The following is an 18785-nucleotide window of genomic DNA, read 5'->3' on the forward strand; positions in this document are numbered from 1 at the left end:
ATCAGTTTCCTGACAGCTGGAGTTCATCCGCAAGCGACGCAATTTCCTCGACGGCAGCTGCCAGGTCCTCTGCGCCGCGCGATTGCTGTCGCGCTGCGGTGGCGGCCTGATCAGAAGCAGCACTCGCCTCCTGAGCGACAGCGGCGATTTGCTCTGTCCCGGTTTGTACTTCTTTTGCTGCGACGAGAATCGCCTGCGTTGCATCAAGGATCGACGCGTTGCTCCGAACCATCACGTCAACGTCGGCTTCGGCCGCTTGTAATCGATCGACAATCTGCTTGTTTTTGGAAATCTCCGCTTCGGATGCCAATGCGATCAGCTCAAGCTCTCGATGGACAGCGGCAATCTGGAGCTGGATCAGCCTCACCGTATCCTTGACGCCATCTATATTTTCGGCGGCATCCTGGGCGAGCTTCCGGATATCTGTCGAAACGATCGCAAAACCACGGCCCGCATCGCCCGCTCTTGCCGCCTCGACTGAGCCACTGACTGCCAACATGCTGGTTTGCACCGCGACAAGCACGATCCGGTCAACCGTGCGCTCAATCTGGAAACCGATCTCGCCGAGCGCATTCAGCTCCGTCAATGCGTTGCGGATTTCCTCAAGGGCATCGGACACGCCAGATGCTATGCCGTTCAACCCCGTTTTGTTCTTTGCCAGGAGCGTCTTGATCTCGTCGGCACGCTTGGTGGCCTCCTTGGCACTTTCCTGGGTCTGGGAGGCGCTCTTTTCGATCTGCGTCATCGCGGTGTTTGCTTGCTGCGTGGCAGCGGCCTGTGCTTCCGCACCACGGCTGATTTGCTCGATTGCAATAAGGATTTCGCCAGCAGCGCCAGAAAGCTCCTGAACGGTCGCCGATAGTTCTTCGGCAGCAGTGCTCAGCTCTTCCGCCCGCGATGCCCGGCCGCTTTCGTTCATCAACTCATCGGCAAGGGTCGCGAGCGACTGTGCCGTCTGTTGGCTTTCTTCGAGAGCCGCGCTTTGCTGTTGGACGGCTCTTTGAGCCTCCGCCGCTGCAGACGACTGCTGTTCCGCCGCCGCCGCGACGGCTTCAGCGCCTTTTTGTGCTTCCCGGGTCGCCACTTCGGCCTCAACCGCAGCAATCAGGATCATCTGGCTGTTTTGCGAAAGGCCGATCAGACCAGAACGTATGGTATGGAGGTTGTCGGCAACGACTCGACCCGAAACAGTTTGCTCCTGTGCCTTGCCTGCAGCCGTCTTTATGCGGTCTGCTATCCGACGAACCCCCTCGACGATGACGGCCGCATGTTGGCTAACGTCGCGCGAGCTACGCTCAGCGATCTCCGCAAGCGATCGGACTTCGTCGGCAACAACGGCAAATCCGCGACCATGGTCGCCGGCTCGTGCCGCTTCTATTGCCGCATTCAATGCCAGAAGGTTAGTACGATCCGAGATGTCGGCTACCGCGACCGTCGTCGCGCCGATGCTTTCGGCTTGCGACTGCAGCTTGTCGATGACGGTCACGGACGCGATCTGCCGGTGAGCATTGGCGTCGATGGCGGAAATAGACGCATCGATATGAGCGGTGGATTCCAAAAGCGATGCTTGAAGTTCTTCGGTACGCCTGCGCGCGGCTTCAGCTTCAGATCTGGCTTCAGAGAACCTTGAAGATAAATGGGTGGTAGCCGAGAGCGACTCATGCGCTGCCCCTGCCGCTTCCTCAGCTCCACTCGCAATCTGCTCCAGAGCCCGGCGCAGTTCTTCAGCGGCGGCTGCAGCTTCCGAAACACCTGTTGTCAGTTCCTCCGTCGCAGCCCCTATCCGCTCGGCGGCTTTCTGCTGCCGGACCCGGGACCGGTCCTGAGATCGATTTGATATCGGTTTTGCGGCAGGCATTAGGGACGAAGTCGAAGCCTCCTTCGCTAGGCTTGCTTTTGCGCCGAGTTGAGACGTTTTCACCAGTGCCATAGGTTGCCCATCCTTATACGCGGATAACGACCATGCGACGAGTCGCAGCTCGCTAAACAGACACAAAATACCCTGTTCCTATGGCCCAAGGGTGGGCACAAAGCAATCAGTACAAAATCCAAGTACCGCGGTTAAATCGCTCCAGCATCTGTCCGGAGACTTAACGGCCAGATCAATCAGTCGCATCAGGTCACTGCAACCCGCCTAATTGTCAGGAGCGGTTAAGCCTTCAAACGAATGATGACATTGGCGAAGCTGTAAGGTTTTGAGAAGAATTGGGAACCGCTGGGAAGATCAATATCTTCAGGTCTGATGCGGCCTGACGCGACAAATATACCAGCATTGGGAAAGCGTTCAGCGACGGCGTGTGCAAGATCCACCCCTGATAGCCTACCAGGCATTTGAATGTCAGTGAACAGGAAGTGGATGTCCTGGCCATCGACGATCCGCACCGCTTCATCAGCACTCGATGCTTCTACAACATAGAACCCAGCTTCCTTCAAAGCATCGATTACCGTGAGCCGGATCAGTGGCTCGTCCTCGACGACAAGAACCCTATGCATACCAACTCCGCATAAATACTCATAATAGCGATGCGACCGGTACTTGTATCGCCCGAAGCGTCGAAAACTTTTGTCAGAAGGTTGGTTCCTGACTGTTCAAATCGAACACTGCTCGCCATGTCTATTCCGGTATGTCTGTAACGCTGGTTTGACTCAACGGCAGCTTGCACGATTCTGGTGTACCTTAGCCAAAGTGTCTTTTCCGGCAAGCAACATCAAAATTTCGATCGAAGCTCGTTCCACGAATAAAACCCCCTTTCAGTGCAGATCAGACGGTCGCCGACGATAGAGACCTGCCGGAGGCCCCATAAAAATGCGGGCTCAGGATCGCTTCGGTGAGCGTTCGCAAATCCAGGTCGCCTTCCTCCGCAAGGTTGTCGCGGAGCACTAGCGAGTAGGCGCTGGATAGTGCTCTCAAACGCTTCGACAAAGCTTTGGCCATCTCTTCCTTAGAGCCGGAGGCGCGGAGCGTTTGACGAAGCATGCCTTCCGTCAGGGCAAACAGGTTCTTCACACGGTGGTTCATTTCCCGCGTCAATGTTTCCTGCGCTTCAAGCGCCTGTCTGATCCGTTCTTCTCCTCGCTTCACATGCATGGCGATGCCCACGAAGGTGGCGAGCTCGGACGCGACCCGGGCATGTTCCGACGTGAAGTGCTCATCGACGCCAGACGCAATCCACAATGTTCCGATGGCTTCTTTTCCGCCAATCAGCAAAGGAACGAGAAGGACTTCGGGAAGGGCAATCTGCGCATCGGCTACCCAACTGTATGCCCATTCTGGATGTAGGCAGAGGACAGGGACGTCCAAGGTCACTCCGCATGGGCTGTAGTTGCGAGGCGTGGACGCACCTTCAAAGGCTGCAAGTTCGCCGCAAAGGTGCAGCCATTTGAACTCGGACGCATTCTGGTCAAAGATGCTAGGCCAGCTGACGTGCCACCGGTCATTGCATCGCCAGTTCGACGAACCGGGGGAGAACCGCGTCGGGGTCCGTCACCATGCGCGAGGCGAGGTCCTGAAGCGCGATTTTCTCTTTTAGAAAGTCCGCCCGTTCGATACGCCGGTGTTCCAGCTGATCGGTTATGAAAATCTCCGAGAACAATTGCTCGGATACCGCTTGTGACATCCTCGCATCCCCGTTGAGATTTGGCCTTGCTATCTAGGGTAGTTCTAGAGGGAGGGGCCGTCAACGTGCCCCGCCCGCTATTCATCCCAACGCCAATTCAGTGCGAAATCGCACCAACGTATTCGGAACGCAGAACGGCTTTCGCTGCACGGCGGGCAAACTAAACTCTCACTATCAATTTCGTCGCATCCCCGATGAGACGAGAGCTGCTTGCAGAGCACGGACATCATAAGGCTTGGATAGGACCAGGGATTTGCTGAATCTTTCATCTATCCCCGCTGCACCATAACCCGTCGCGAAGACGAACGGGATGCCCCGCATCTGCAGCGCTTCGGCGACCGGAAACACCTTTTCGCCTCCAAGGTTCACGTCCAGGACCGCTCCGTCGAGGGCCACACCGTGGTCGTTCGCAACATCCAGGGCGGCGGGTACATTGGCCGCCACATCCACGACCATGCACCCGAGATCCGCGAGGAAGTCTTCGACCATCATCGCGACGAGCGCTTCATCCTCAACCACCAGGACGCGTAGACCATTCAGGGTAGGATCCGACATCAAGCCATTGTCTCCAGTTTCCGCGACAAAGGCAGGCGCATTACGCATCGAAGACCGTCAGGATTGAATTCAAGGCTGATCGTCCCGGCGAGTTCGCGCGGCAGGGCGCGCTCGAGCAGGCGCGATCCGAAACCGCGTTCGCGCGGGGCACTCACCGGCGGGCCGCCACTCTCCTGCCAGACGACGTTGATTACTCCGGGATCTACGCCATCGATTGCCCACGAGACATCCACACGCCCCCTGCCATCCGACAAGGCACCAAACTGCACGGCATTCGCGTTGAGTTCGTGAAAAGCCATGCTGAGGGATACCGAGGCATTCGGGTCGAGGCGGATACGCGGCCCGGAGATGGAGACGTGCTCCCCGTTTATCCGCTGGGCTGACATCAATCGCTGAACGACGTCTTGCAGCGAAGCGCCCTGCCAGGCGGATTCGGTCAGCAGTTCATGGGCGCGCGAAAGCGCGAGAACACGGCCTTCGAGCGCACGGGCGAAAGCCTCAGGCGTTGGTGAAGACTTCTGGGTCTGCGTCGTGATCGATTGCACGGTCGCAAGCGTGTTCTTGACCCGATGGTTCAACTCGTCGAGCAGCATCTTCTGCCGCTCGTCGTGCAATTTCCGATCGCTGATGTCGCTGACGACGCCCAGCATCGTTTCGACGCTGCCATCGGTCTCTGGGGCGGGACCGCCGAGCGCCTCAATCCAACGCAATTCGCCATCTGCCCTGCGGATCTGGCACTCGAAATGCCAGACGCCTTTCTGCGCAATCGCGTCATGAAGACTTGCATCAACACGATCCTTGTCCTCGGGCAGGACGTGATCCATAAAATCCTGATATGTCCAGGTCGGGCGCGGCTCGTCATATCCGAACACCCTGTCATGAAGTGAGGAGCGTTTCACCGCGCCACTTTCGACATGAAGCTCCCAAGCCCCTAGCTGTCCGGCTTGCAGCGCGACCTGAAGCCTGGCTTCGGTCAGCCGCAAGGTGGCGCGCTCATTCCTGGACGAGCGGCTTCTCTGCTCCTCGAGACGCAACGTGCTTCCGACCCGGGCGATCAACTCGGTCGCGGAGAACGGTTTGACGATATAATCGTCCGCTCCCGCGCCGAGCCCCTCGATGCGAGCTTCCTCGCCCGCGCGAGCAGACAGAAGGATGACCGGCAGGTCGGCGGTCCGCTTGTTCGACCTTAGCTCGGCCAGTAGACCAAACCCATCCAGCTCAGGCATCATGACGTCGGTGAGCACGAGATCCGGGAGCGTCTTTGTTACGGCTTCCAATACGGCTGCGCCATTTGCGACAGCCGTAACCTCGTAGCCGCGCTCGCTGAGAATCCTCGTCACATAGGAACGCATATCGGCATTGTCGTCGGCTAGAACGATCCGACCGCTCCCCTGCAATCCGGGTACTGCATTTGCGCCCAAATCAGGCTCGTCAGGGAGCCAACGCAATGCTTCGGCGACAAAAGCATCTGCGCCCACGGCAGTTGAGGACTGAGTTTTCCGCGTCGCGATCTTCTCTGCGTCCAGGTGCTCCTTGCCGAACGGAATGGAGACCTTGAACATCGTACCCACATCCTCACCGCTCTCGACGGTGATGGTGCCTCCATGCAGGCGGACAAGTTCATCGACAAGCGCGAGCCCGATGCCGGTGCCTTCATGGGTTCGACTGCGCTGTCCCTCGATCCTGTGGAACCGCTCGAAGACCCGTGGCAGTTCAGAAGCTGGTATGCCGACACCGGTATCACTCACCTGAAGCACCGCCATGCCGCCGGTCTCCCGGAGCGACACTGTGATGGTACCGTTGAGAGTGAACTTGAACGCATTCGACAGCAGGTTGAGAACGACCTTCTCCCACATATCACGATCGACGTGGACCGTTTGCGATAACGGGGGAAGATCGACGACTAGATCGAGTCCGGCCTTTTCGGTGGCAGATCGAAAATTGCTGGCAAGATCTGCGGTCAGCGCAGCGAGGTCGCTCGGTTCGAAGCTTGCCAGGGCACGGCCGGCCTCGATGCGCGAGAAGTCCAGCAGCGAATTGACCAGTTTTTGCAGTCTGAGCGCGTTGCGGTAGGCGAGTTGAATCTGTTCATCACTGCGCCGTCCCCCGTCCGCGGCCATCTCCTCAAGCGGGCCGAGGAGAAGGGTCAATGGCGTTCTGAACTCATGGCTGACATTGGAGAAAAACGCGGTCTTCGCATTGTCGAGGGCAGCAAGAGCTTCCATCCGCTTACGTTCTTGTTCGATCGCCCGTACATTCGCCAGCGCGGCGGCGATGGCCGATCCAATCAGTCCGTAGAATCCTTCATAGGCCTCATCGAGTGGCAGCCGAGGGCTGACGCCGGCAATCATGATGTCGCGCGGTTGCTCGACCGTCGATGGATCTAGGCGCACGGCGAACGCGATGTCCGGGACCTCGTCGTAGGGCCCGCACGTAGCGGGCAGAAAATCACCTAAACGGTCCAGTTTGGCGATCTTGGTCTGGGCCAGCAGATTTTCGACAATTCCGGGAGAGCGCTCGATCACGCGCGCTTTTTCAACCAGGTCGCCAAGGCCTGTGTTCGAAAGCGCGCGAAGACCTTTGCCATCATCGTCACGCTCGTAAAATGCCACAAAGGGCAGGTCGAAGGCGAACCGGGACAAGATATCAGCCGAGAATTCGTAAACCTCGTCAGTGGTTTTTGCTTCTCCAAGTCTTGCGGTCAGGTCTCTGAGAGCTCGGGTCCGGCGCTCCCCCAGGATCGTCCGTGTCGTTTCAGTCACCGGGTGGAAGAGACCGCCGACGCCGCCACTCTCGTCGCGGATAGGGCTGAGCGAGAAGGTGAAGAATGTTTCTTCAAGGTAGCCGTTCCGGCTCAGGAACATCCGCTGATTTTCGAGGAAGGACGTCTCGCCCGTGAGAGCTTGCTCAAACGGGGCGCCGATCGCAGGCCACGCAGACGCCCATGACTTCGGATAAGGCATGCCCAGGAATGCCGGATGTCCCTCACCACAGAGCACCCTGTACCCATCGTTATAGATCTGGACGTGGTCGGGACCCCAGATGATGTTGATGGGAAAGTTGGAGGCCAAACAGATACTGACCGTCGTTCTTAAGCTCTGCGGCCAGTTCTCGACCGGACCCAGCGACGTGCCCGACCAATCCCTTTCGCGGATCAGCGAGGCCATCTCCCCTGTCCCTATCAGGAAGTCCTCGTTATTCCGGATGCCGCCCTTACTCGATTCCATTCATCTGCCTGATTCTCATACTCAGCGGCTCGTTAGAACCATCTAGATCTACCCGGTTCCTTGACAAGGTCATGGCTCGGCAGACCCGCTGGCGCGGTTAATATTACAAATTGCGCAGAGTGGCCAACCCGATGTCCCGAGCACCCAAACGCCCGGCCATCGAGTCGGTTCCGCAGAAGCCAGAAATTGTGTTGCCTCGCTAATACATCTGGAAAAACGTTTGAGAGCTAACCCTTCGCAAGAGATAGCAACCGCTTTTTGGACTGGGCTCGCGCGGGGAAGTAGGGCTTGTTTCGCCATCGTTTGAAGACGACTACACGACTGTTCTCTTCGACCATGTTGGTGCGGGAAAATCCGATCTCGGCGCCTACGAGGCCGAGAAATACTCGAACCCGAGCGGGTATGCTGACGATCTTGTCGAGATCGGCGGAGACTTGGGACTGTCGAACGCTATACCTCCCTGATCAGGGAGATATGGGCTTTACTAAGTGCTGCAGAGGCTCGGTTGGAAGACATAGCGTCCTCCTTGTTGGGGCAGGGTTACACACCCTTATGACAGCGCCCTGAAGACAAGCTATCCCTGGCTCTACACATCGTGCGAGAACCATCGATTGCAAGGCCGAATGCAGCTACTATCTGCACGCCCGCAATCGACTACTCGAGCCGGAGAATAGTAGCGGCGGCTCGAATTGAAAATGGTCATGCTGATTTTGTCAGAGACCACGGGAGCCGCTTGAAGCGTTGGACGCTGGCCCGCAGCACGCAGTCCTCGATACATCGAGGCGAAGAGCCTATAGCGATGCTGTCGCATGCAGCGCAGGGTATTACGGTATTAGGAAGCGTTCGTTGAAGCTACTGGCTTGGGATCAGGGAGCAGGGTTCCCTCACTCGCAGTGGCATTCGGTGGACTAACAGCCGAGAAATCTCTAATTTCGGATCTGCAGCGACCTATTGCGCTGCAAATAGCCCAACAAGAATCCGAAAGCGTCTTGAGTGAAGAAACCGCAACGCAATTTTGCCATCGAGTACAAATCCGGACGCCGGAAGCTCGACGCCAAGCCCACCTCCATCTGGGGAAACATGGACCTCAAGTCCGTTGCCCGTGACGTAGAGGAGGAGGCGATGCCGTTGCTGCCGGAAGGTCTGAAGATGGTTGAATCCGGCCTAAACGTACAATTGCCTTCGGTAGTATCCCTTCAGCCATTCTTGACACCACCGGATGCGACGGCGACAACTGCTGAAGAACCGAAGGAGATGCTCATGGCCGACGATACCGAGACATTGAACGATGTTGAAATGCCCGCGCCGGAAGAAGAGCCTATTGCCGCAAAGAAGCAGCGTAAGCCTCGGGCGAAGAAGACCTCCGTTGTCGCAACGACAGCAGAAGGTACAGCCGGTACCGATGGCCGAAAAAAGCGGGGCCGCAAGCCACGTGTGAGCGTAGACCCAACGCCGGTCGAGCCCGCCGCGCCGAAGCTTGCTCCGACGCCTGACCGGATCGCTGATGACGCTGCGACTTCATCTCGCGACGAAATGGCTGATCTTCTGCAGCTAGAGGCGGAGAACCAAAAGTTGCGCAAGATGCTGGCTGAAAAGCTCCGTGCTGAAAACGCTGATTTGCGCAAAAAGCTCAATCTCGATTGATTTGACCGCTGCGGCCGGAAACGCCTCACATCTCTAGTTTAAGATAGTCAGCTTGGCGGCCTTAGCCAGTCGCCGGACTGAGTGCGCATAGATCACTAACTGATGCGAGGCCTGTCTCATGGCATCTCCCTGGAAGTTTCTAAGCCGACTCGTGCCGCGCCGACGTGAGCCAAAGCAGGACGACGCTGAGGTTGCCGGCGGGAAGCCTGATGTCCTGGCTCTTCCCGGACCGGCGGAGACCGTGGCAGAACAGAGCTTGGCGGCCTCAAGCGCACGTGCAGGTGCTGAGCAATCATCGTCAGCTGTATCCGATCCTGTTTCGGTTGAGCCTGACACGATCGGGGGCGCTGTAGGCGAAGCTGATGATGCGACGGGGGATGTCGTCGCTGGTGAGCTGGAGCCATCCGATCCAATAAACGCTGTCATTTTGTCGTCGGACCCCGCTGATCTTTCACCGGGTATCGAGGGCGCAGCGCGCAAAAAGAGGGGCCGAACCAAGAAACAGGACGCGGTTAGGGCCACAACGCAAGTCCCTTTTGACGTCAGTATCCCGTCAGATACGCTGAGCCTCGACGACGAGATCAGAGTGCTAAGGGGCAAACTTGCAGAAAAGCTTCGATTGCAAAACGCGCAACTGAGAAAAATGCTTGAGCGGTTCGAGCGATAGCGCAAGAGGCTTCCGTATCAGAACAGCGGAGACTAGGCCGTTTGCATGCTGTACAGGTCGTTCGAGCTACATATCCACGCCACCAAATGATAATATTCTAAGAACGACGCAGCAGCATCCAACGGGCAATTCGGCCATTCGTATGTTCATCGACCCGGCTAACGGCCAAGAGGGTTTGCCTACTCCTAATCGAGAGAACTTATTAAGGGCGGGGGTAGCCGAATGTTCGATGCTTCCCTAGATCGTTCTCGCTGGAGGAACCATGAGCTCGCAGGATCATTGAAGATCGTCGCAGCACAGGGAGGTCCAATGACTGGCACCGTCACCACACAGCATGATATTATCAATATCATTCCTGCTCTGAGGCGTTTTGCCTGCCGCCTGTGTGCGGGCCGCCAGTTTGATGCGGATGACCTTGTTCAGGAGACCATGGTGAGGGCGATCGCCAACCTGGACAAGTTTCAGCCGGGTACAAACCTCAAATCCTGGCTGTTTACGATTATGAACAACATCAACCTTACAAAATGCGTCAGAGGCCGCCGTGAGGTCGTTGGGATCAACGACATTGGTGGGATGTCTCCAAGCCTGCTACCAACCCAGGAGTGGACAATTCGCGGTCATGAGTTCGAGCGGGCAATGGAAGATTTGTCCCCGTCCTACAGGCAGGTAGCTACAAAGGTTCTCATTGAAGGCAGTAGTTATGAAGATGCGGCTGTAGCCTTCGGATGCGCCTTGGGCACTGTCAAGAGTCGTGTCAGCCGCGCAAGGGATGCACTTGCCAGAAGCCTTGGTGATACCGTTGGCGCGGCCGCGCAGATCTGAAGTTCGGAGCAAAACCGCCTTTGACCTCGTTTTCGCCGACTCACAATACGTGAGCGCGCGAGGTTGCCTTGCAGGATGTTTTTTAGAGCCATCCTAGTGGGCGTGGCGTTTAACAGGCCGAGTTCGTGAAGGACCCGCTTATCGTGCGTGCCTCCGGAGCGGCGGTCACTGGTTCCGATCTGCGCTGAATACCGGCCGCAGCAGCAGGAGATCGTTGGTCGCTGTTTCACCCGATACGTCGCCGACGCTCGTTGGTTAGGAATCAATATAACGGGCTCGGCCCGATCACCCGTCGCGCGGAACGAAGGACGGCATGTATCTAACGCGTACAACTCCGATCGTACGTGCTTCCTGACCGGCCGGTGCATAGGCGTAGTTTGTTGAAGGGATCGCCGAGTAGTGCAACGTAGTCCACCTGGTTCGTTCGCCTGATGACCTAGGATTGCTTCATTGCAGGCACTCCTGGAACCGGCTAGGGGAAAGGCTTCATGCAAGCTCCTGTCAGTGGGTTGACCTTCCAGCATATCGGCTTTCTAAATCCAGTCACGCTTGAGCCTCATATTGGTTTCAGATCATGATACTAGCCGACGACGACGCGGCAAAATCCCCCAGCGACGTTTGCATCGTGGGAGCTGGACCGGTCGGCCTGGCGCTTGCTTTCAAACTCGAAGCCTTGGGGCTTACTGTAACATTGCTGGAAATGGGCGAAGAAGAAGCTGACACAAGCGCGCTTCGCGGCCAGGTCGAATTTCGCAATAGCCATCATGCCTCCTCCACTGCTATGTCGCGACCTGGCATCGGCGGCACGAGCGCGCTTTGGGGCGGCCGCTGCGTGGAACTCGACGATCTCGATTTTGATCTACGGGATCATGTCCCTCATTCTGGCTGGCCAATCCGGCATGCTGAGCTCAGCCGCTACTACAAGGAGGCGCTCGGTTTTCTAGGCTGCTCAACGAGGGAGCTCGACCTCTTCCAGCTTGCGGTGTCCGACCAAACGGTCTCGCCAAGCTCTATTGAGCGCTGGAGCCGTGAGCCTTCGCTTGGGAAACTTTACGCGTTGCGACTTGTGAGCTCTCAGAACATCCGGGTCTTATCTGGGGCTTTGGTTACCGAGGTGGTGCCGGAGGCAGAGAACGCTTGTGTTGAGTACCTCAGGGTCCGACGTCATGACCGAGAATTTGAAGTGCGTGCCAAGTCCTATGTACTCGCCGGCGGTGGACTTGAGAACACACGCTTGCTTTTGGCGCTCGGTAGGCGCTCGCCTGCGATCGCTAATGCTTTCGGACCGGCGCTCGGCGTCTTCTATCAAGGCCACCTCACTGGCTACATTGCCACGATCCAACTGAACGACCCAAGTGAAGCCGCGTCGCTGGCTTTTCGCAAAGACGAGGACGGCCTGATCTACAAGCAGCGGCTGCAGATTGCGCCCGCGGTTCAACTGGAGCACCAACTGCTCAACACCGTTTTCTGGATAGACCCGATTTCTATTGCTGATCCCGAGCATAATTCGGGTGCTTTTTCCATCTGCTATCTCTTTCTCTCTTCGATCGGTTTGTACCGTTTCGTTTCGAAAGGACTCGCACCTTCTTCAAAAGGCGTAAGCGGTAGCAACAGGAAGCGGCATTGGGGCAACGTACGAGAAGACCTGAAGTCCCCGTTGAAGCTATTTCGAACGATCAGGAGCATGCTACGCGCGGGTCTCCACGACAAACGTACGTTGATCAATCCGAAAGGGCGCTACTTACTTCGCTATCACTCCGAGCAGGTGCCAGCTGCCGAAAGCCACGTATCCCTCCAGTCCTCAGGTTCCTCAGACCGGCGCGGAGGGCTCCTCGTGGACTATCGCGTAACAACGCAGGACCTCGACTCAGTCGTGCGCTCCCATCAGATAATTGATGAATGGCTTCGAAGGAACGAGCTGGGCAAACTCGACTACCTGCATGAGCCAGAGCAGCGCCGAGAGGCTGTAGCGGATCAAGCTCTTGATGGCTTCCACCAAATAGGGCTTGCAAGAATGGCATCTCATCCATCAGACGGGCCGATTAACCCTGATTGCAGGCTCTGGGGCATGTCGAACCTTTATGTGGCAGGCAGCTGCCTGTTTCCAACGGGTAGCCATGCTAACCCGACGCTTCCGGCGGTCGCGCTGGCGCTACGGCTCGCAGACCATCTACGCGAACTGAATGATTGACAGTTTCGGATCATAGAACTGTGAGGGGTAGCTAGCGAAACGCGCTTGTTCGGCTGCCGACGAGCGTCGCAGCTCAAAGAGTGTCGACGCGACCGATCCGTTCGGCGCTCGCGTCGTTCTCCTGAGCACTGTGGCTCAGATCGGCATAATCGCTTCTTTGGCTATTTGGGCGACGCTCGGCCCCTGCACGATTGTTGCGCTGTTGTACCTTTTGCCGTTGTGAAGAGTATCGCTCACGAGCCACCGGCTTGCAGAACGCAGTACAGGTTGCGCGGTCGGTCATATCTCCTTCCCGCTATGAGGCAGTCATCGTCCATGCGACGCCAAGGCCCGCCGAGATCAGGAGTGTCGTTATTACAGACATCCGGAGGCGGAAGATTGCCACAGCCGCCAGAACCGTCAAGACAAGCGACGGCCAGATGATCGAGGTCATCACGGGAATGTCGATCCTCAAGCTACCAACCGCTACTTGCTGGACTTCCGCAAACAGGACATGCAGCCCGAACCAGACGGCAAGGTTGAGGATCACGCCGACGACAGCAGCGGTGATTGCGGACATCGCTCCCTCAAGCGCCGCGTTTCCTCGCATCTTCTCGATAAACGGAGCGCCTGCAAAGATCCAGAGGAAGCTTGGAAGGAACGTGACCCATGTCGTCAGCATCGCGCCAAGCGTGGCTGCCATGAGCGGCGACATTAGTCCCGGATCGCGGTAGCCGGCCAGGAAACCGACGAACTGCGTGACCATGATCAGCGGTCCTGGTGTCGTCTCCGCCATTCCGAGACCGTCGAGCATCTCTCCGGGCCGGAGCCAGCCGAACTGATCAACCGCTGCCTGCGCCACGTAGGCTAGAACGGCGTATGCTCCTCCGAAGGTGACGACCGCCATCTGACTGAAGAAGATGCCGATCTTGGAGAACACGTTGCCTGGACCGAGCGTGAGCAACAGCGCCGCAACGGGAAGCAGCCAGAGCAACGCCAACACGCCCGATGTCTTCAGTGACCAGGCAAGGTTGGGACGTGCATGGAGCGGAATGCTCTCGCCGAGCACGGAGTCGCGGTCCTCCAGGATTTTTCCGTACCCCGATTTGTGGCCGCCGCCGACCTTGAAGGCTGACACGCCCGCGCGGCCGCCGAAGTAGCCGATGATGCCCGCCGTGATGATGATCAGGGGGAAGGGCACATGAAGGATGAAGATCGCCACGAATGCAGCGGCAGCGATCGCCACCATCGTCCTGTTCTTGAGCGCCCTGCTGCCGATCCGGAACACGGCCTGGATAACGACGGATAGCACCGCGCACTTTAATCCGAAGAACATCCCCTCGATCGCTGTCAGGTCGCCGAACAGGACATAGATGTAACTCAGCGCCAGGATCGAGACGAAGCCGGGCAGGACGAACAGCAAGCCCGCGATCATCCCGCCCTTGGTCTTGTTAAGAAGCCAGCCGATGTAGATGGCCAGTTGATGGGCTTCCGGCCCGGGCAGGAGCATGCAGTAGTTCAGGGCGTGCAGGAAACGATGCTCTCCCACCCACCGCTTCTCGTCGACGACGATGCGGTGCATGACGGCGATCTGGCCTGCGGGCCCGCCGAAGCTGAGTGCTGCGACACGTGCCCAGACCTTTACGGCTTCGGAAAGCGGGACGATGTCACCGTTTGAGATGAGGAGGTCGGTACTAGAGGTTTTCGCGAGGTCGGCCATGATCGTTATCCCTTCCTCGGATTGGGCCGGTTATGTTTCTCGTCCATCGCGTCTCGGCACCAGCGATAGAACGCGTCGTAGATTGTCAGTCCCGCCTCCAGTTGCTCCAAGTCATCGTCGAACATCCTCGACAGCCCCAGAGAGACGGCCACCAGGCCCGCAACCTCGGGGGCGAGATCAGGTCGGGCGGTGTCTGCGCCGCGCACGATCGTCGCAAGGCGCAGGAGCGCCTCGGAACTCAAGCCGAATTCATCGATCATAACATCCAAGGTGCAGAGCGCGCCGCGGTGGCTCCAGAACACGCCTTCGACGTCGAAAGCTGTCGCGTTGAACCGGTTTGCGACAAGTTCTACCTCGCTCGCCGGAACGAACAGGAAAGTCGCGGACGGATCGATGAAGCGTCGGATCAGCCAAGGGCAGGCGATGCGGTCGATTTTTGGCCGCGACCGCGTCACCCAAACAGTGCGTCCCTTGGCATCCCGAGGCAGCATCTTGTCTTCAGGAACGAGAAGTCCCTTGGCATCGCACCAGCCTTCGAACCCGCCTTCGAGAACCTCTGCTTCGGTACCCATCGCCCGTAGGTGAGCAGCCACGCCATGGCCGAGCTTCTGACCTCTCTGGCAAAGCACGATGGCAGGGCCACTGATCTCGGCACCCCATTCCGTCACTACTCTGTAGTCGCGGCGGACCGATCTGGGAATACGGCGTGGGTCCCTGGCGAAGTCGTCGTCGATGCGGACATCGATAACGGTCGGCGGGTTCGGCGTGCCAATGATGCGGGCAAGTTTGTCGAGTGTGATCTCAAGAAATGACGGCATAGGGCGTCCGCCCTTGTTGCGGGTTTGTGGACGCGACACTTCGGCCGTAGCCTAGTGGGGTGATCGCAACCCCATGCGAGAGAATTTGCTGCACCCGCGCCGGATGTCAAGCATCTCCTCTACCGAGTGCTCGCATCGCATTTGACGAATTCGCGTCCGCGGCCTATTCGATTGCTCGCAAGGGGCGCACCATGTCATCATTCTCTAAAAATTCGGCGTCTCAGCGCGCTGCCGTGCCGCGAACGGTATGGATGCTCGGCTTCGTCAGTCTCCTGATGGATATCTCGTCGGAGATGGTGCAGACCCTCCTGCCGTTCTATCTCGTGACGGGTCTCGGTGCCTCAGCGATCGCAGTGGGCTTTATCGAAGGATTGTCGGTTGCCATCGCAACGACAACCAAATTGTTCGCGGGCGTGGTCTCGGACTGGACCCGCAACCGGAAGACGCTGGCTGTCTTCGGTTATGGTCTCGGCGCGTTTTCCAAACTTCTGTTTCCCATTGCCACGTCGATCGACTGGATTATCACTGCGAAAGCCATCGATCGTGTCGGAAAGGGGCTTCGCGGAACACCGCGAGATGCTCTTATCGCTGATGTGACGCCGCCAGAAATCAGGGGCGCTGCCTTCGGGCTCCGGAAGTCACTGGATACGGTCGGCGGCTTTGCGGGCCCGCTGGCCGCAATTGCGCTGATGTTTGCACTGAACAACAACGTCCATGTCATTTTCTGGATCGCCGTCGTTCCAGCTTTCCTATCGATCATCGTGCTCATTGTTGGGGTGTCCGAGCCGGAGCGACCACCTCGGGAAGGGGGGCCAGGTCTTCGTCTCCGGGATATTGTCAGACTGAACAAGTGGACGTGGCTGGTCATTGGTGCAGCCTCTGCACTGACGTTCGTCCGCTTCAGTGAAGCGTTCCTGCTTCTAAAATCCCAAGAGTCGGGTTTTCAGCCCGCGTGGATCCCGCTCACGATGGTTATCATGCATGCTGTGTACGGGTTGACCGCCTACCCGACGGGACGGTTTTCAGACGTGATTGGTCGAACTGGTCTGCTCGCGATCAGCGTTGCCGTCCTGTTTCTCGCTTACGCGGTTCTGGCTTACGCAAATTCGATCGGCACTTTCGTGCTCGGCATTATCCTGTGGGGACTTCACATGGGTCTATCACAGGGTCTCCTCGCAACACTCATCGCCGAGGCAGCTCCGCAGCGACTGAAGGGCACTGCATTTGGGGTCTTCAACCTGATGACAGGTGCCGTCGTACTGGCTGGCAATGTCATTGCCGGCCTGCTGTGGGACACCTACGGCTCGTTCGCCACGTACGCAGCGGGAGCCGGTCTTTCGCTGCTGGCCCTTCCGGTACTCATCACTGTTTCTCGGATGAAGGCACGTCAGGCCCCAGGGTGATGTCTTGATGCCTAAACTAATCAGCACGCGTATTCACCGGGGGGCGAAGTGCGCATCGCTAGTAAGAGGAAACCGCGGTATCGATTGATATCCGCGGCTATTCTTTGCTGAACGCTCCAGGCTCCGTCTCAGAATTCCTCCCACTCGTTGGCAGCTACAGCGGCATTGCCGTAGAAGGCCGTTGCCAGCTTACGGCTCAAGGCACGGGCCGGCGAAGCTCCGGATGTTTCGCGGCGTTCTGAAGGGCGCATTGCCTGAGCGAGTGTATATCCACGTCGACCGCTTCCACCCGACAGCTTGAACTGTGACAGGAGTTCGTTCAGCGAAGCTGCATCGCGCGCCATTCCATGGCTTGCGGCAGTCTGCTCCTCGACCATTGCGGCGTTCTTCTGGGTGTCCTGGTCCATCGCGTTGACGGCGGTGTTTATTTGCTGAAGGCCGGACGATTGTTCCTGAGCGCTCTCGACGATTGCGCTGACATTGCGGTTGATTTCCTGGACTTCCGCAACGATCGTTTCCAGTGCGCGGCCGGTTTCGCCAACCAGAAGTACGCCGTTCTGGACCTGTTGGTTGGACGCATTGATCAATGTCTTGATCTCTTTCGCAGCATTGGCAGAACGCTGAGCAAGTTCACGCACTTCCTGTGCGACGACCGCAAAACCCTTGCCGGCCTCCCCTGCGCGGGCGGCTTCGACACCGGCGTTCAGAGCGAGAAGGTTGGTCTGGAAGGCAATCTCATCAATCACCCCGATGATGTTGCCGATTTCGCCCGAAGACTTCTCGATCTGCTGCATAGCCCTGACAGCGTTCTGGACGACTTCACCGGACTTCTCGGCGCCCTGGCGGGTGCGGGCAACGAGAGAGCCGGCTTCCTGAGCGCGCTTGGCGGCGTCCTTGACGGTGGTGGTGATTTCTTCGAGCGCTGCTGCGGTCTCTTCGACAGACGCGGCCTGCTGTTCGGTTCGCTTGGCAAGATCATCGGCGGACGACTTGATTTCAGCGGAACCAGCCTCGATGCTGCGCGCATTCTCGGCAACATGTTCAAGTGCCGACTGCAGCTTTGACGCAGATGCGTTGAAGTCGTTACGGACGCCGTCGAGCGCTGGCGTAAACGGCGTATCAACGCGGTATGACACGTTGCCTTCGGAAAGCTGGCTGAGCGCTCTGGCAAGGTTCTCTACGGCGAACTTCACGTCGGCAGCTTCTTGGCTTCTCAATGCTTCGCGCTCGACGCGTTCACGTTCAGAAAGACTGAGATTGTCGATTGCCTTCTGCTCAAGGCGAAGACGCTCCAGAGCGTTGTCGCGGAAAATGGCGACAGCCTCAGCCATCATACCAACCTCGTCTTTGCGGCCCAGGCCATCGATCTCTGCGTCTGTGTTGCCGGCAGCAAGCGAAGACATGCGTTCACGAAGGCGCGCCATCGGAGCGGTGACGCCTGTGTGGGCGATTGCCATGGCAATCGCAACAGCAACCGCGATACCAATAAGCATTCCGATGAGGGCTAGCTGGATAGTGGAGGAAACTTCCGCCGACAGTCGTTCCGTGCCGTTTTTGATGAGCTCGGCCATGGCGCTGTTATTAGCACCGAACTTCGGGGACAGCTCGACAATCGCCTGGTCGAGCTCCGCGGAAAGTGCGGTAACTTTAGTCTGGTCGCCGGCCACATGGGCCGACAGCAGGCTCTCCCCGACGGACTTCAAGGTATCGGCACCAGCCACAAGTTCATCGATCGCGGCCTTGCGGCTCGGAACGATTCCGGGGATCTGCGTCAGACGATCACGCGCACCGGAAATTTCCTTGGTGAAACGGGCGGACAGATCCTTGAATGCGTCGGACTTCGGGTCCTGCGCAAGGGCGCGGCTGAGCCAAGTCGTTGAGGTCCACATGCCGGCGGCGCCGCGCGGACCGAATGTCGCCGCATTACTCTCGTTCTGGAGAAAGCTCGTATAGGCCGAATTGGCGGCGCTGAAACGCTGAGTGACGTAGAGCAAACCGGCCAACGAAATAATTCCGAGAATGGCGATTGCCACCAGAAACTTTGTCTTGATCTTCAAATTCTTTAGCATCGGATAACCCCGGAATTAGGCAGGAAAAAATGGCACGCATAGCGAACAGGGAGATGTCGGAACCGTCCTCGAG

General features: G+C 57.9%; 15 protein-coding genes and 1 pseudogene. 6 read left to right on the top strand and 10 right to left on the bottom strand.

From position 1 onward, the window contains the following. Position 1: 1 nt before the first annotated feature. The 6 genes from ACQY1P_RS23160 to ACQY1P_RS23185 all read right to left on the bottom strand — a co-directional run bounded on the left by ACQY1P_RS23160 (position 2) and on the right by ACQY1P_RS23185 (position 7339). The gene (locus ACQY1P_RS23160) at positions 2-1996 is read right to left on the bottom strand and encodes a methyl-accepting chemotaxis protein (RefSeq protein WP_430256903.1); all 1995 of its coding nucleotides are present in this window, start codon (positions 1994-1996) and stop codon (positions 2-4) included. Between the two features lie 155 nt (positions 1997-2151). Continuing rightward, entirely contained in the window at positions 2152-2493 is a 342-nt protein-coding gene (locus ACQY1P_RS23165; RefSeq protein WP_430256905.1) for a response regulator, read from the bottom strand. Between the two features lie 268 nt (positions 2494-2761). Beyond that, complete coding sequence (locus tag ACQY1P_RS23170; protein ID WP_430256906.1) at positions 2762-3301, bottom strand: HWE histidine kinase domain-containing protein; 540 nt, start codon at positions 3299-3301, stop codon at positions 2762-2764. 133 nt (positions 3302-3434) lie between these two features. After that, positions 3435-3617, bottom strand: a complete 183-nt coding sequence (locus tag ACQY1P_RS23175) for a hypothetical protein (protein WP_430256907.1) — start codon at positions 3615-3617, stop codon at positions 3435-3437. Between the two features lie 174 nt (positions 3618-3791). After that, entirely contained in the window at positions 3792-4172 is a 381-nt protein-coding gene (locus ACQY1P_RS23180; protein WP_430256908.1) for a response regulator, read from the bottom strand. Then, positions 4172-7339 carry an ATP-binding protein gene (locus ACQY1P_RS23185; protein WP_430256909.1) on the bottom strand — a complete coding sequence of 1056 codons (3168 nt, stop codon included), beginning with the start codon at positions 7337-7339 and terminating at the stop codon, positions 4172-4174. The genes ACQY1P_RS23180 and ACQY1P_RS23185 overlap by 1 nt, the downstream gene beginning before the upstream one ends. 350 nt (positions 7340-7689) lie before the next feature. On the opposite strand from ACQY1P_RS23185, the pseudogene ACQY1P_RS23190 reads away from it, so the two are divergent. The 5 genes and pseudogenes from ACQY1P_RS23190 to ACQY1P_RS23210 form a co-directional block, all read left to right on the top strand. Next, positions 7690-7854, top strand: a pseudogene (locus tag ACQY1P_RS23190) (alpha/beta fold hydrolase); the annotation flags it as partial. A 538-nt stretch (positions 7855-8392) separates the two neighbouring features. Next, positions 8393-9043, top strand: a complete 651-nt coding sequence (locus ACQY1P_RS23195) for a transcriptional regulator (RefSeq protein WP_430256911.1) — start codon at positions 8393-8395, stop codon at positions 9041-9043. Positions 9044-9161: 118 nt separating this feature from the next. Beyond that, complete coding sequence (locus tag ACQY1P_RS23200) at positions 9162-9710, top strand: hypothetical protein (protein WP_430256913.1); 549 nt, start codon at positions 9162-9164, stop codon at positions 9708-9710. Between the two features lie 309 nt (positions 9711-10019). Beyond that, positions 10020-10532, top strand: coding sequence for a sigma-70 family RNA polymerase sigma factor (locus ACQY1P_RS23205; protein WP_430256915.1), 513 nt, complete (start codon positions 10020-10022; stop codon positions 10530-10532). Positions 10533-11106: 574 nt separating this feature from the next. Further along, positions 11107-12723, top strand: a complete 1617-nt coding sequence (locus ACQY1P_RS23210; protein ID WP_430256916.1) for a GMC oxidoreductase — start codon at positions 11107-11109, stop codon at positions 12721-12723. A gap of 73 nt (positions 12724-12796) precedes the next feature. Here ACQY1P_RS23210 and ACQY1P_RS23215 read toward each other — a convergent pair whose 3' ends face one another. From ACQY1P_RS23215 to ACQY1P_RS23225, 3 genes are read right to left on the bottom strand one after another with little or no spacing between them, the layout of a single operon-like run. Next, positions 12797-13006 carry a hypothetical protein gene (locus tag ACQY1P_RS23215; RefSeq protein ID WP_430256917.1) on the bottom strand — a complete coding sequence of 70 codons (210 nt, stop codon included), beginning with the start codon at positions 13004-13006 and terminating at the stop codon, positions 12797-12799. Between the two features lie 12 nt (positions 13007-13018). Beyond that, the gene (gene chrA, locus ACQY1P_RS23220; RefSeq protein ID WP_430256919.1) at positions 13019-14422 is read right to left on the bottom strand and encodes a chromate efflux transporter; all 1404 of its coding nucleotides are present in this window, start codon (positions 14420-14422) and stop codon (positions 13019-13021) included. 5 nt (positions 14423-14427) lie between these two features. Then, positions 14428-15240: a chromate resistance protein ChrB domain-containing protein gene (locus ACQY1P_RS23225; protein WP_430256920.1), complete on the bottom strand. Its 813-nt coding sequence runs from the start codon at positions 15238-15240 to the stop codon at positions 14428-14430. A gap of 191 nt (positions 15241-15431) precedes the next feature. On the opposite strand from ACQY1P_RS23225, the gene ACQY1P_RS23230 reads away from it, so the two are divergent. Then, positions 15432-16643, top strand: a complete 1212-nt coding sequence (locus tag ACQY1P_RS23230; protein WP_430256994.1) for an MFS transporter — start codon at positions 15432-15434, stop codon at positions 16641-16643. A 128-nt stretch (positions 16644-16771) separates the two neighbouring features. Here ACQY1P_RS23230 and ACQY1P_RS23235 read toward each other — a convergent pair whose 3' ends face one another. Continuing rightward, positions 16772-18712 (bottom strand): methyl-accepting chemotaxis protein, encoded by a 1941-nt coding sequence (locus tag ACQY1P_RS23235; protein ID WP_430256921.1) that lies wholly within the window; start codon positions 18710-18712, stop codon positions 16772-16774. Positions 18713-18785 lie beyond the last annotated feature (73 nt).

The organism is Neorhizobium sp. DAR64872/K0K18 (assembly GCF_050500175.1).
GTDB lineage: Bacteria > Pseudomonadota > Alphaproteobacteria > Rhizobiales > Rhizobiaceae > Neorhizobium > Neorhizobium soli.